General features: G+C 65.8%; 12 protein-coding genes. 1 reads left to right on the top strand and 11 read right to left on the bottom strand.

What is annotated here, in order from left to right; genetic code table 11:
* Window positions 1-18 precede the first annotated feature (18 nt).
* The 9 genes from otnI to CEY09_RS12670 form a co-directional block, all read right to left on the bottom strand.
* Window positions 19-804, bottom strand: coding sequence for a 2-oxo-tetronate isomerase (otnI, locus tag CEY09_RS12710; RefSeq protein WP_088588865.1), 786 nt, complete (start codon window positions 802-804; stop codon window positions 19-21).
* Window positions 805-865: 61 nt separating this feature from the next.
* On the bottom strand, window positions 866-1807 hold the full coding sequence (locus tag CEY09_RS12705; protein WP_088588864.1) for a hydroxymethylglutaryl-CoA lyase: 942 nt from the start codon (window positions 1805-1807) through the stop codon (window positions 866-868).
* Window positions 1808-1818: 11 nt separating this feature from the next.
* A complete protein-coding gene (locus CEY09_RS12700) occupies window positions 1819-3009 on the bottom strand; it encodes a CaiB/BaiF CoA transferase family protein (RefSeq protein WP_088588863.1) in 1191 nt (396 codons plus the stop codon).
* 10 nt (window positions 3010-3019) lie between these two features.
* Window positions 3020-3742, bottom strand: coding sequence for an ABC transporter ATP-binding protein (locus CEY09_RS12695; protein WP_088588862.1), 723 nt, complete (start codon window positions 3740-3742; stop codon window positions 3020-3022).
* A gap of 9 nt (window positions 3743-3751) precedes the next feature.
* Window positions 3752-5533 carry a branched-chain amino acid ABC transporter ATP-binding protein/permease gene (locus tag CEY09_RS12690; protein ID WP_006227113.1) on the bottom strand — a complete coding sequence of 594 codons (1782 nt, stop codon included), beginning with the start codon at window positions 5531-5533 and terminating at the stop codon, window positions 3752-3754.
* Window positions 5530-6444: a branched-chain amino acid ABC transporter permease gene (locus tag CEY09_RS12685; RefSeq protein WP_088588861.1), complete on the bottom strand. Its 915-nt coding sequence runs from the start codon at window positions 6442-6444 to the stop codon at window positions 5530-5532. The genes CEY09_RS12690 and CEY09_RS12685 overlap by 4 nt, the downstream gene beginning before the upstream one ends.
* 81 nt (window positions 6445-6525) lie before the next feature.
* Complete coding sequence (locus tag CEY09_RS12680; RefSeq protein ID WP_088588860.1) at window positions 6526-7728, bottom strand: ABC transporter substrate-binding protein; 1203 nt, start codon at window positions 7726-7728, stop codon at window positions 6526-6528.
* Window positions 7729-7771: 43 nt separating this feature from the next.
* Window positions 7772-9406, bottom strand: a complete 1635-nt coding sequence (locus CEY09_RS12675) for a GMC family oxidoreductase (RefSeq protein WP_088588859.1) — start codon at window positions 9404-9406, stop codon at window positions 7772-7774.
* Window positions 9407-9424: 18 nt separating this feature from the next.
* Complete coding sequence (locus CEY09_RS12670; RefSeq protein WP_088588858.1) at window positions 9425-10894, bottom strand: NAD-dependent succinate-semialdehyde dehydrogenase; 1470 nt, start codon at window positions 10892-10894, stop codon at window positions 9425-9427.
* 190 nt (window positions 10895-11084) lie between these two features.
* Between CEY09_RS12670 and CEY09_RS12665 the strand changes: the two genes are divergently transcribed.
* Window positions 11085-11975, top strand: coding sequence for a LysR substrate-binding domain-containing protein (locus tag CEY09_RS12665; protein ID WP_088588909.1), 891 nt, complete (start codon window positions 11085-11087; stop codon window positions 11973-11975).
* 21 nt (window positions 11976-11996) lie between these two features.
* Here CEY09_RS12665 and CEY09_RS12660 read toward each other — a convergent pair whose 3' ends face one another.
* Window positions 11997-13193 carry an ABC transporter substrate-binding protein gene (locus CEY09_RS12660; protein WP_088588857.1) on the bottom strand — a complete coding sequence of 399 codons (1197 nt, stop codon included), beginning with the start codon at window positions 13191-13193 and terminating at the stop codon, window positions 11997-11999.
* Window positions 13194-13319: 126 nt separating this feature from the next.
* The gene (locus CEY09_RS12655; RefSeq protein ID WP_088588856.1) at window positions 13320-14564 is read right to left on the bottom strand and encodes a dihydrolipoamide acetyltransferase family protein; all 1245 of its coding nucleotides are present in this window, start codon (window positions 14562-14564) and stop codon (window positions 13320-13322) included.
* Between the last annotated feature and the right edge of the window lie 7 nt (window positions 14565-14571).

Genomic DNA, 14571 nt, shown 5'->3' with positions numbered 1-14571 from the left:
CTGAAATAGTCGCGGCCATCAGCCACGGGCGTGGGACAGCCAGCGCAGGCCGGCGGAGGTGTCGCCTGCCGGCCGGTATTCGCAGCCGATCCATCCCCGATAGTCCAGTTCGCGCAACACGCCGAACACCCAGCCATAATCCAGCTCGCCGCGATCCGGCTCGTGGCGCAACGGCACGCCGGCGATCTGCAGGTGCCCCACGCGTCCGGTCGGCAAGTATTCCCGTAGTTTGGCTGTGACGTCGCCTTCGACGATCTGGCAATGGTACAGGTCCATCTGCACCTTCAGATTGGGCGCGTTGACGGCCTGCACGACCGCATGCGCGTCGTCTTGGCGGTTGAGGATATAGCCGGGGATGTCGCGCGTATTGATGGGTTCGATCAGCACCGTGACGCCGGCCGAACGGGCCTGGCGCGCGGCCCAGTCCAGGTTCTCGCGGTAGCAATCCAGCAGGGCCTCGCGCGGCACGTCGGCTGGCGCCAGGCCCGCCATCACGTGGACATTCGAGCAGGACAACGCCGTCGCGTAGGACAGCGCCTGTTCGATCCCGGCCTGGAACTCCGCTTGCCGGCCGGGCAAGGCGGCCAGCCCGCGTTCGCCCTGGCTGACCACGCCGGGCGGCGCGTTGAACAGCACTTGCGACACCCCGGCCGCATCCATGCGTTCCCGCACGAAGGCCGCGGGCGCTTCATACGGGAACATGCATTCCACGCCCAGAAAACCATCCGCCGCTGCTGCGGCGTAGCGGTCCAGGAACGCATGTTCCGGGTACATCATCGACAGGTTGGCGGCGAATTTCAGCATGGCGGGCTCTCCGGGCCGGGCGGCATTCCCGGCAACTTAGCACACCGCCGCCCCGCCGGGGCTACCCGCCGAAGTCGGGCGCCGGATGCAGCGTCAGGCGCGGCCCCGCCTTCAGGATCTGGCTGGGGATGTCGTGCCCGACCAGCGCGGGCAAGGTCGCCGCGATGCCCAAAATTCGGGTCAGGTCCACGCCCGTGTCGTAGCCCATCAGTTCCAGCATGTGCACCAGTTCTTCCGTGCAGACGTTGCCGCTGGCGCCCGGCGCATACGGGCATCCGCCCAGTCCGCCCAGCGACGCGTCGAAGCGGTCGATGCCCGCCTCCAGCGCCGCCAGCGTGTTGGCCAGCGCCATGCCGCGCGTGTTGTGAAAGTGCAGGGTCGTGGTCAGATCCGGAAACAGCCGGCGGACCTCGCGGCTGATCTTGCCCACCTGCGTGGGATAGGCCATGCCGGTCGTGTCGCACAGGGTGATGCCATCCACGCCCAGCGCGGCGAAGCGCCCCACCAGTTCCAGCACGTCGAAGGCGTTGATGTCGCCTTCCATCGGGCAGCCGAAAACCGTCGACAGCGACACGTTGACCGCGACGCGGCTGCCGCGCACCGCGCTGACCACGTCGCTCAGCTGCTCGAACGACTGCTCGCGCGTCATGCGCAGGTTGGCGCGGTTGTGGGTCTCGCTCACCGACATCACCAGGTTGACCTCGTCCACGTCGCACTCCAGCGCCCGTTGCGCGCCGCGCACGTTGGGCACCAGCACCGTGTAGACCACGTCCGGATTGCGTTCGATCTGGTGCATCACGGCTTCGGCGTCGCGCAGTGCCGGAATGGCCTTGGGCGAGGTGAAGGACGTGGCCTCGATCTTGGCGAATCCGCTTTGGGACAACGCGTTGATGAAGTCGATCTTGTCCTGCGTCTCGATGAACTGCTTTTCGTTCTGGAAGCCGTCCCGGGGCGCCACGTCCTGGATGTACAGCTTCTTGCGGGTTGCGCTCGGTTCGTTCATGGCTGTCCTTTTCAGATGATGCCGCGCGCGCGCCAGTCGGCGCGCTTGCCCTCGTCGATGCCCAGGCCGGCCAGCACGTCGTCCGTGTCCTGGCCCAGAGCGGGCGCGGCGCTGCGCACCTCGCCCGGCGTCTCCGACAGCTTGGGCACGATGCCCGGCAGCTTGATCGGCGTGCCATCGGGCAGCGCGCCGTCCAGGATCATGCCGCGCGCCTGGTAGTGCGGATCGGTGGCGATATCGGCCACGTCGTAGATCTTGCCGGCCGGAATCTGCCCTTCGTTCAGGCGGGCGAGAACCTCGTCCAGCGGGTGCTGGCCCGTCCATTGCGAAATGGCGTCGTCCAGCATCACCACGTGCTTCACGCGGCCGGCGTTGTTGGCCAGTTCCGGCGCATCGGCCAGGTCCGGGCGGCCGATCACGCCCATCAGGCGCTTGAAGATGCTGTCGCCGTTGCCGGCCACCAGCACGTACTTGTTGTCCTGGCAGCGGTACGCATTGCTGGGCGCGATGCCTGGCAGGCTGCTGCCCGCCGGTTGGCGCACTTCGCCGAACACGGCGTATTCCGGCAACAGGCTCTCCATCATGTTGAAGACGGATTCATACAGCGCCACGTCGATCATCTGGCCCTGGCCGTTCTGGTCGCGCGCACGCAGCGCCAGCAGGATGCCGATCACGCCATGCAGCGCGGACAGCGAATCACCGATGGAAATGCCCACGCGCACGGGGGTGCGGTCCGGCTCGCCGCTCAGGTGGCGCAGGCCGCCCATGGCTTCGCCGATGGCGCCGAAGCCGGGCAGGTCGCGGTACGGGCCCGTCTGGCCATAACCGGACACGCGCAGCATCACCAGCCGCGGATTGATGGCGCGCAGGTCTTCCCAGCCCAGGCCCCAGCCTTCCATCGTGCCCGGCTTGAAGTTCTCGACCACGACGTCGATGTCCTTGACCAGGGCGCGGATCAGGTCCTGCGCCTCGGGCTGGCGCAGGTCCAGGCTGACCGATTTCTTGTTGCGCGACTGCACCTGCCACCAGACGGAGGTACCCTCGTGGATCAGGCGCCAGTTGCGCAAGGGGTCGCCCTTGCCGGGCGGCTCGATCTTGATCACCTCGGCGCCGAATTCGCCCAGCATCTTGGCGGCGAACGGCCCGGCGATCAGCTGGCCCAACTCCAGCACACGGATCCCGCTCAATGGTTTGGATGACATGATTGCCTCGTCAGCTCTTGTGTTTTCCCAGATAGGCCTCGCGCACGCGCTCGCTGGCCAACAATTCCTGGCCGGTGCCCTCCATCACGATGGAGCCCACCTCCAGCACATAGGCGCGGTCCGATATCGCCAGCGCCTGATTGGCCATCTGCTCGACCAGCAGGATCGTCATGCCGCGTTCCTTCAGCGACTTGATGATCTTGAATATCTCGGCCACGATCAGCGGCGCCAGGCCCAGGGACGGCTCGTCCAGCATCAGGATGCGCGGCTTGCTCATCAGCGCGCGGCAGATGGCCAGCATCTGCTGCTCACCGCCCGACAGGGTGCCCGCGTACTGGTCCCGGCGCTCTTTCAGGCGCGGGAACATGGCAAAGCAGCGCTCGATCTCGGCGGCCAGTTCCGAGGGCGGCTCCGTGCGCAGGAAGGCGCCCAGCATCAGGTTGTCGAACACGGTCTGATCCGGGAACACCTGGCGGCCTTCCGGCACGTGGGCGATGCCCAGCCCCACGCGCTTGTGCGCACTGACGCCACCCAGGTCCTGCCCGGCGAACGCGATGGACCCCGTGGACTTCTCGATGCCCGACAGCGCGCGCATCATCGTGCTCTTGCCCGCGCCGTTGCCGCCGATGATGGTCACGATCTCGTTCGTGTCCACATGCAGCGACACCCGCTTCAATGCGTTGACGGCGCCGTAGCTGACCGCCAGGTCTTTGATATCCAGTAATCGGCTCATGGTGGTCTCCTATGCGGGCGCGCCCAGGTAGGCTTCGATCACTTTCGGGTTCTCCTGGATGTGGTTCGGCAGGCCGGAGGCGATCTTCACGCCATAGTCCAGCACGACGATGTGGTCCGAAATGGCCATCACCAGATCCATGTGGTGTTCGATCAGCAGAATGGTCAGGCCCATGCCCTTGAGCTTGACGATCAGATCGGTCAGCTGGTCGGTCTCGGCCGGGTTCAGGCCCGCCGCGGGTTCGTCCAGCAGCAGCAGGTCGGGCATGGCAGCCACCGCGCGGGCGATCTCCAGCCGGCGCTGCAAGCCGTAGGGCAAGCTGTTGGCGGCATCGTCCGCGTAGCGGTCCAGGTCGAAGAACTTCAGGATGGCGAATGCCTCCTGGCGCATGCGCCGTTCTTCGGCCAGGCTGGCCGGCAACCCCAGCAGGTTCGAGAAGAAGCCGGACTTCTGCACCCGATAGAATCCCACCATCACGTTTTCAAGCGCGGTCAGGCCGTCGAACAGCTTCAAGTTCTGGAACGTGCGGCCGATGCCGGAGGCCGCGATCTCGTTGGCCGACAGGCCCACCATCTGCTTGTTCTTGAACCGGATGCTGCCCGCGTCCGGCGCAACCAGCCCGGACAACAGGTTCAGGGTCGTGGTCTTGCCCGCGCCGTTGGGCCCGATCAGCGACACGATCGAGCCTTGCGCCAGCGAGAACGACACCTTGTTGGTGGGAACCACGCCGCCGAAGGCCTTGTACAGGTCCTTCACTTCCAGGAACTCGGGTGCGGCCCGGCCCTGGCCGGGCTTGGCGGGCGGTGCGGTGCGCTTGGGCGTCCATTCGGCCGCGTTCGTGCTGCGTGCCAGGGCGTCGCGCTGGCCGCGCTGCGGCAAGACGCGGCGCAGCAAACCGGCCAGTCCTTCCGGCATGGCGTACAGCGCAAACAGCAGGATGAGGCCATAGGCGAAATGCTGCACTTCGGGCCAGCGCGCCAGCATGGCGTCCAGCACGGTCAGCACCACCGCGCCCAGGAACGAGCCGACCGGGGTGCGGCCGCCGAACAGCACCAGCACCAGGAAGAACACCGACAGGTTGAAATTGACGAAGTCCGAGTTGATGTACTGGTTCTGCTGCGCGACCAGCCCGCCCGCGATGCCGCAGGTGATGGCGCTGATTGCAAACGCCAGGATCTTGAAGCGGTACACGCTGATGCCCACGCTTTCCGCGGCGATTTCAGAGGTGCGCACGGCAGCGAAGCCGCGGCCGAAGCGACCGTTCAGCAACAGCGAGGTCATCGCATGCAACGCCAGCCCCACCAGCACCACCACGACCACCCACTGGCGGCTGTCCAGCGTGGCGCCGTTGAAGGTCAGGCCGGTGATGCCGTAGAAGCCTTCCTGGCCCTTGAACACGTCCGTCCATTCGGACACGATCTTTTCGATCAGCAGGCCGAAGGCGATGGTGACCATGGCCAGGCTGGGCCCTTTGACCTTCAGCGCCGGGATGGCGATCGCCACGCCGAAGACGGCGGACACGCCCGCCGCGCACAGCAGCGCCAGCCACGGATTGACCTGGTAGTTCACCGTCAGCAGCGCCACGGTGTAGGCGCCCACGCCGAACAGGCCGGCGTGGCCCAGCGACTTCTGCCCGGTCTGGCCGACCAGGATGTTGAAGCCGGTGGCGGCGATGTAATAGACCCCGATGTTGAACAGGATCAGCAGGTAGAAATCGTTCAACCCCGAATAGGCGAAACCCACGGCCAGGGCGGCGATGACGAGCGGAATGAGGAGTTTGGACATGTTCACACCTTCTCCGCGTGCACGCGGCCCAGGATACCGGCCGGGCGGAAATACAGCACGACGATGATCAGCGCGAACACGGCGATCTCGCGCAGGTTCGAATACCAAAGGCCGATCAGCGATTCCAGCAACCCGATCAGGAAGCCGCCGAAGATGCAGCCGCGCGGGTTCTCCAGCCCACCCAGGATGGCGGCGGAAAACGCCTTGAGCGACAGCAGCGTGCCCACGAACACGGAGGCGGTTGCGATCGGCGCGATCATCACGCCGGCGATTGCGGCCAGCGCCGAGCTGATGACGAACACCGCCACCGCCACCGCGTTGGCATTGATGCCCATCAGGCTCGCGGTGGACTTGCTGAACGCCACCGCGCGCACCGCCTTGCCCATCTTGGTCTTGTGCAGCGCCCAGTCGAACACGATCATCAGGACGAGCGTGGTGCAGAACACCAGGATCTCCTGGGGACGCACGCCGGTGCCGAAGATCGTGATGATGCCTTCACCCAGCGGCGAGGCCACCGCGATCGGGGCCGGGCCCCAGATCAGCAGCGCCAGGTTCTGGATGATGATGCCAAAGCCGATGGTGCTCATCACCCACGACAGCCCCGCTTCGCCCACGAAGTGCTTGATGGCCGTGATGTAGAGCACGAATCCCAGCAGGCCAAGGACCAGCATGGCCGCCAGCAGCGCGAACAGGAACGATCCCCAGGTCACGTCCTCGGGGCTGGGAAAGCCGATCAGCTTGCCCTGCGTGACCAGCAGAATCGCGCTGATGCCGATCAGGCTGGCCAGGGCCAGGAACGCGCCCTGGCCGAAGTTGAACGTCTTGGTCGTGGTGTAGGTGATGCTGAAACCGAACGCGACCAGGGCATAGACGCTACCCATGGCCAATCCACTCAATATGGCTTGTAGTATTTGCATGCTGAAGGCCCCCTTTTGACGACTCCCCCGCAGCGCTGCCGCCGCGGGGGAGAGATCCTCGATGTACCGCTTTCCTGCCGTTTACAGCTTCAGGTCTTCGGGCTTGATGGCGCGGGTGACGTCGTCGTCAACCGTCACGACCTTGCCGTCGATCCAGCGCACCAGGCGGAAGTCCTTGACCGACAGGGCTTCGTGGTTGTCCGCCGAGAACGGCTTCTGGTAGGCCTTGATGACGCCTTGCGCCTGCGACAGTTGCTCCAGGGCGGCCTGCACGGCGGCGCCCTCGGTGGACTTGGCCTGCTCCATGGCGGCGGCGATCAGCTTGACCGAGTCATAGGCCTGCGCGGCCATCACGTAGGTCGGCACGCGGCCGTCGCGCTTCATCAGCGTGTCGTACAGCGCCTTGGATTCCTTGGACGAATCTTCAGTGATCGACGCGGTGAAGATCATCTTGCCGGCCAGCTCCGGGCCCGCGATACGCAGGAACGGCGAGCTCAGGTTGGCCCAAGACGCGAGCGTCGTCGGGAAGTAATTGATCTTCTCCAGGCTGCGCATGACGTGCGCGTTGGAGTCGGCCAGCGCATAGACGATCAGTGTGTCCGCGCCCGACGCCTTGATCTTGTTCAGCTGCGAGCTCATGTCCGTGTCCTTGGGACCGAACTTCTCGTTGGCGACCGGGGTGATCTTGTGCAGCGCCAGGATCTCCAGCGCATCCTTTGCGCCTTGCTGGCCGTAGCCGGTGGTATCGGCGATGATCGCCACCTTGCCCGACTTGCTGGCGCGCGCCGCGTAGGCGGCCAGCAGCGCGATCTGGTCGCGGTCGCGCATGGACACGCGGAACACGTAGTTCGGCGGCGACTTGGCGTAACGGCCGGTAATGTCGGTGGCGGTCGCCACCGGCGAGATCGTCGGAATCTTCTTTTGCTGCACGATGTGCAACCAGGCCAGCATGTTGCCGGAGTTCACGCCGCCCAGCATGGCGTTGACCTTGACGTTGTCGACCAGTTCGTTGGTGTTCTGGATCGCCTTGGGCGGGGCGCCGACGTCATCGCGTTCGACGATGACGACCTTCTTGCCCAGCACGCCGCCTGCGGCGTTCAGGTCATCCGCGGCCTGGCGCGCGCCGGCCAGGGCCGAAATGCCGAAGTCCGCCGAGCCGGTGGCCGACATGTCACTGTTGAAACCGATCTTGATGTCGTCGGCAAGCGCGGCGCCGCTGGCGCTCGCAAGCGCCGCCGACAGCAGCAAGGTCTTCATGATCTTGGGGAAATGCTTGGTGTACACGTTGTCTCCTAACGGGTCACTCGAGTGACCGCATCTTGGGTTTTCAGGAATTCCTGATCAGGTCGGCCGCCTTGTTGCCGATCATCATCGTGGCGGCGCAAATGTTCGCCGACGGCATGGCGGGCATGACCGACGAATCGATCACGCGCAGGTTCTCCACACCGTGCACGCGCAGCTGCGCATCCACCACGGCGTACTTGTCGCCCGCCGGTCCCATGCGGGCCGTGCCGTTGACGTGATAGGACGACACGCCGAAACGGCGCGCGAAATCCAGCAGTTCGGAATCCGATTCGCACAGCGGGCCGGGCAGCGCCTCGCTGTCGAAGTACGGCGCCAGTGCCTGCGACTGCAACAGCCGGCGGGCCAGGCGAATGCCGCGCACCAGCGTCTGCTGATCGCGTTCGTCCGCCAGGTAGTTGGCCAGGATCACGGGGTCTTGCAGCGGGTCGGCCGAGCGGATGCGGACCTGGCCGCGGCTGTCCGGGCGGTGCTGCCAGACGCCCGCCGTCATGCCGGGAAAGTCATCCAGCACGCCGACGTAGCCTTCCTTGTAGCTGGCAGGCGTGAACACGCCCTGCAGGTCGGGTGCGGTCAGTTCCGGCCGTGATTTCCAGAAATAGTGCAGCAGCGATGGGCTCAGCGCCATGATGCTGGGCCGCTTGAACAGCCAGCGGCTGATCTGGCCGGCCAGGTTCAGGCCTTTGACCAGTTCATTCATGGTCTGGCTGTTCTTCACGCGCGCCACGATGCGCACGGAATAGTGGTCGCTCAGGTTCTCGCCCACGCCGGGCAGATCGCATACGACCGGGATGCCGTGCTCGCGCAGCAGCTCGGCCGGCCCCAGGCCGGACAATTGCAGCAGCTTGGGCGTGTTGATCGCGCCGCAGGCCACGATGACCTCGCGCTTGGCGCGCACGGCTCGCACCCGGGCAGGATGCGCGGGGTGGCAATAGGCCACGCCCACGGCCCGGGCGCCGTCGAACAGCACGCGGGTAGCCTGCGCATAGGTGCGCACGTCCAAATTCTTGCGCGCCATCGCAGGCTTCAGGAAGCACTTCGCCGTGCTCATGCGCCAGCCGTTGCTGATGGTGCGCTGGAAGTAGCCTACGCCCGCCTGGTCGGCGCCGTTGTAATCGGGATTGCGCGGAAGGCCTTGCTCTACCGCGCCGGCAATGAAAGCCTCGCACAGCGGGTGAATCCAGTCGATGTCGGTGACGGGCAGTTCGCCCTGGCGGCCGCGATAGCGGTCGTCGCCGCCCACCCGGCGCTCCATCGACTTGAAGTACGGCAGCACGTCTGCATACGCCCAGCCGGGGTTGCCCAGGCTTGCCCAATGGTCGAAGTCGGCCGCCTGGCCGCGGTTGTAGACCAGGCCGTTGATGGACGTGGAGCCGCCCAGCGTGCGGCCCTGCGGGATCGGCACGCGTCGCCCGTTGGTCTGCGCCGTGCCTTCGCTTGAGAACTGCCAGGCGTATTTCTTGTTGAATACCGCCTTGATGAAGCCGGCCGGAATGTGCAGGAACGGGCTGTTGTCCGGCGGGCCCGCCTCCAGCACGCAAACGGTCGCGCCGTCGGCCGACAGGCGGTTGGCCAGGATGGATCCGGCAGCGCCGGAACCGACGATCACATAATCGAACGAGTCGGCGTCCCGCAGGGACGCTTGCTGGGCTTGGCTCATGTCAGGGTTCCGGAAGGGTTAGCGCGGCGCGTTGAACGACTTGCCGGCCAGGCACACGTACTTGATTTCGAGGAACTCTTCGATGCCGTACTTCGAGCCTTCGCGGCCCACGCCCGATTCCTTGATCCCGCCGAACGGGCCGACCTCGTTGGAGACCGCGCCGGTGTTCACCCCTACGATGCCGTATTCCAGCCCTTCCATCATGCGCCAGACGCGTTCCAGGTTGGCCGTGTAGAAATAGGCGGCCAAGCCGGAGGCGCTGTCGTTGGCGCGCGCCAGCACGGCAGCTTCGGAGTCGAAGGTGCTGATGCCCACCACGGGTCCGAAGATCTCTTCGTGCGCCAGTTCCATGGCATCCGTGATGCCCGTCAGCAGCGTCGGCTCATACAGCAGGGTGCCGGCCTGGCGCAGCTTGCCGCCCGCCAGCAGCGTGGCGCCGTGCGCGGTGGCGTCGGTCACCAGGCGCGTCACCTTGTCGACGGCGCGCTGGTCGATCAGCGGGCCTTGCGTCACGCCGTCTTCCAGCCCGCCGCCCACTTTCATGCGGCGGATCTCGGCCAGCAACTTCTCGTTGAACGCGTCCGCCACGCTGGCGTGCACGTAGACGCGGTTGGCGCATACGCAGGTCTGGCCCGCGTTGCGGAACTTGGACAGCACCAATCCCTGCACTGCCTCGTCCAGATCGGCGTCTTCGAACACGATGAACGGCGCGTTGCCGCCCAATTCCAGCGACAGCTTCTTGATGTTGGAGGCGCTTTGCTGCATCAGCAGGCGCCCCGTCTGCGTCGAGCCGGTGAAGGTCAGCTTGCGCACCGTGGGGTTCTGCGTCAGTTCCGTGCCGATGGGGGCCGGGTCGCCGATGACCACGTTGAGCACGCCAGGCGGAATGCCTGCCTGCTCGCCCAGCCAGGCCAGCGCCAGCGCGGTGAACGGCGTCAATTCAGAAGGCTTGAGCACGACGGTGCAGCCGGCGGCCAGCGCCGGGCTGACCTTGCGCGTGACGAGCGCCGACGGAAAATTCCACGCGATGATGGCCGCGCACACGCCGACCGGCTGACGGATGGCCAGCATGCGCTGGTCGCTGCGGGTGTGCGGCAGCACGTCGCCGTAGACGCGCTTGGCTTCCTCGGCGAACCATTCCACGAACGACAACGCGTAGTTCAGTTCGCCGCGGGCCTCGGCCAGCGGCTTGCCTTGCTCCAGCGTCAGCAATAGCGCCAGGTCATCGCTGTTAGCCTCGATCAGGGCGTGCCAGCGGCGCAGGATGGCCCCGCGTTCCTTGCCCGTCTTGGCCCGCCATGCCGGCAGCGCGGCATCGGCAGCCGCGATGGCACGCGCGGTTTCGGCCTGGCCCAGATTTGGGACCGTGCCCAGCGGGCTGGCGTCGAAGGGATTGCGCACCGTGATGGTGGCCCGGTTGTCGGCGTCGCACCAGGCGCCGCCAATGTACGCCTGCTGCCGCAGCAGCTGGCTATTCTGCAGATTCATTGCTTTGCGCTCCATCCATCCTTCTTGCGCCGTCCGCTCAAACAGGCGGGCCGGTCGCTATTTTTGGGGAGAATAGCAACGGGCTTGCCGTCCCCAATAGCAGTCATTAACGATGCTGCCATCGCCAAACGCGATGGCAAGCGTGCCGCTCGCTACAATGGCCGTTCCCTTGCCGCCTTCGCCTGCCGCCATGCGTTTAGACCCCACTTCCCTCAAGCTTTTCATCAGCGTGGTCGAACAAGGCACCATCGCGGCGGCGGCCGAACACGAGCACATCGCCGCGGCCGCCATCAGCAAGCGCATCAGCGAGCTGGAAGAGAACCTGAAGATCCGGCTGCTGATCCGCACCAACAAGGGCATCCGCCCCACCCCGGCCGGTATTGCGCTGTCCACCATGGCGCGCCGCGCCCTGCACGAGCTGGACGAGATCGCCGTGCAGATGCGCGACTACTCGCGCGGCCTGCGCGGCTTCATCCGCGTCTACGCCAACATCTCCGCCATCACGCAGTTCCTGCCGCAAGACATCAAGCTGTTCCTGAACGACTACCCCAACGTGCAGGTGGACCTGGAAGAGAAGATCACGTCCACCATCATCAAGTCGGTGGCCGAGAACGCGGCGGACGTCGGCATCTTTTCCGGCGACGCGCCCGACGACGACGTCGAGATCCACCCCTACCGCGAAGACACGCTGGCGCTGGTCGTTCCCGCCGACCACCCCTTGCGCGACAAGCCCGCCTTCCGCTTTGCCGACGCGCTGGAACACGACTTCATCGGCCTGCATCGCGGCAGCGCCATCAACCGCATCCTGTCGAACGCCGCCAGCGACGAAAAGCGCACCATCCGGCTCAAGGTGCAGGTCACGGGCTTTGACGCGCTGTGCTTCATGGTGAACTCGGGGCTGGGCATCGGCGTGCTGCCGCTGGACATCGCGCGCCGCTACTCGGTCATGTTCGACCTGCGCATCATTCCGCTGGCCGAACCGTGGGCGCGCCGCAAGATCCAGATCTGCGTGCGCTCGTTCGAATCGCTGCCCACCGCCGCCAAGCTCTTCGTCAACCACCTGAGCCGCGGCCAGGCCTGAACCGCCCGGCCGCGCGCCCGCTTACTGCTTCAGGTCTTCGGGCTTGATGGCCTGCGTGACGGCGTCATCCACCGACACCACCTTGCCGTCGATCCAGCGCACCAGACGGAAGTCCTTGTACGACAGCGCTTCGTGGTTGGCCTTGGTGAAGGCCGGCGCATAACTCTTGATCACGCCGTCGACCTTGCCCAGGTTCTCCAGCGCCTGCTGGACCTTTTCGCCGTCGGTGGACTTGGCCTGCGTCATGGCCGCCGCCAGGATCTTCACCGAGTCATACGCGTGCGCGGCGAACACATAGGTGGGCAGCTTGCCCTCCTTTTTCATGATGGTGTCGTACAGCGCCTTGGACTGCGGCGTGGAATCCTGCGTGATGGATGCCGAGAAAATCATCTTCTTAGCCAGTTCCGGGCCCGCGATGCGCAGGAACGGGGGGCTGAGGTTCGACCAGGAACCGAGTGTGGTCGGGTAGTAGCCGATCTTCTCCTGGCTGCGCATCAGATGGCCGTTGGAATCCGCCAGCGCGTAGACGATCAGCGTGTCGGCGCCCGACGCCTTGATCTTGTTCAGCTGCGAGCTCATGTCCGTATCCTTCGGACCGAACTTCTCGTTGGCCACCGGCGTGATGCCGTGCAGCTGCAACACGGCGGCTGCGTCCTTGGCGCCCTGCTGCCCATAGCCCGTCGTGTCGGCAATGATGGCGACCTTCTTGTTCTGCGTGGCGCGCGCCGCATACGCCGCCAACAGCGTGATCTGGTCCAGGTCCCGCATCGACACGCGGAAGATGTAGTTGGCCGGTTCCTTGCTGTAGCGGTTGGTGATCTCGGTGGCGGTCGCCGATGGCGAGATGGTCGGGATCTTCTTCTGCTGCACGATGTGCAGCCACGCCAGCATGTTGCCCGAGTTCACGCCGCCCAGCATCGCGACGACCTTTTCGTTGTCCACCAGTTCGTTAGCGTTCTGAATGGACTTGGGCGGGGATCCCACGTCATCGCGCGGCACGATGACGAGCTTTTTGCCCAGCACGCCACCGGCGGCGTTGATCTCTTCGGCGGCCTGCCGCGCGCCCGACAAGGCCGACACGCCGAAGTCGGCCGAGCCGCTGGCGGACATGTCGCTGTTGTATCCAATCTTGATTTCGCTTTGTGCCCAGGCGCCCTGCGCGGCCATTGCCAAGGCGGCAGCCAACGCGAGGCGCGTCAGCGGATTCTGCTTGTTCATTGCTTTGTCTCCAGACTTTATGTAATGGTGCTTCGACTTACCGCCGCCATCGGTCTGTACGCCGTTCGCGGTCCACCCTGCGCGCTGCTGATGTGGACACCTAGAACAACCTTTCCACTCAACCCGCTAGAGAATCAATTCGATGGGATGCTCCATGAAGTGCCGGACTTCCTTCAGGAACCGCGCGCCCAGCGCGCCGTCCACCACGCGGTGATCGGCGGACAGCGTCAGGCTCATCACGTGGCCGATCGTCAGCGCGTCGCCGTCCACCACCGGTTGGCGCGTCACGGCGCCCACGGCCAGGATTGCTGACTGCGGCGGATTGATGATCGCCGCGAACGACTTCACGCCATGCATGCCCAGGTTCGATACCGTCAGGCTGCCGCCTTCGTATTGGTCGGGACGCAGCCGGCCGCTGCGCGCCTGGTCCGCCAATTGCCGGACTTGCGCCGAGAGTTCGCGCAGTCCCATGCGGCCGGCATCGCGCAGGATCGGCGTGATCAGGCCGGTTTCCAGCGCCACGGCGACGCTCAGGTCGACCTGCTCCTGGCGCAGCACACCCTCGTCGGTCCATTGCGCGTTGATCTCGGGCACGCGCGCCACGGCGCGTGCGACCGCCAGCAGCAACAGGTCATTCAGGGAATAGCGGACGGGATCGGGGCTGGCCTGCGCGCTGTCGTTCAATGACTGCCGCGCCGCCATCATCGCGTCCATGCGGCAGTCCACGGTCAGATAGAAGTGGGGAATCTGCTGCTTGGATTGCGCCAACCGGCGTGCGATCGTGGCGCGCATCGGGGTGTGCGGGGTCAGCGTGCCTGGGGCTGTGGCGGACGCCTTGGCTGCCGGCCTGGCATCCGCCGCGGGACGTTTCTGCGCGGCCTGCTCGATGTCTACGCGCACGATCCGTCCGTTCGGGCCGCTGCCGGTCAGCGCATGCAGGTCCACGCCCATGATGCGGGCCAGCCTGCGCGCCGAGGGGCTGGCGAAGAGCCGGTGCGCGGGCGGTTCGACGGCGGTGGCAGGTGGCGCAATGACTGCCTGCGCCGGTTGGGCCGCAGGTGGCGCCGGCATGGCCAGAACGGGCGCGGTCGGTTCAGCGATGGGGGCAGGCGCCTCGCGACGCGCGTCCTGCTCCGCCAGCAAGGTCGCGATGACGTCGCCCACCGGCACGGCGGTGTCGCCCGCTTCGACATGGATACGGTCCAGCACGCCGCTGTCCACGGCCTCCAGCTCAATAACCGCCTTGTCCGTTTCGATTTCGGCCAGAATATCGCCCACCTTGACGGTGTCGCCGGACTGCTTCAACCACTGGAGAATCCTGCCCTGCGTCGTGCCCGCGCCGATCGCGGGCATCACGACTTCGATATCCATGTCTCAC

The organism is Achromobacter marplatensis (genome assembly GCF_002209535.1).
Lineage (GTDB): Bacteria > Pseudomonadota > Gammaproteobacteria > Burkholderiales > Burkholderiaceae_B > Achromobacter > Achromobacter marplatensis.
Note: the sequence above shows the minus strand (reverse complement) of the source record. Positions and strands in the feature narration are given on the sequence as shown.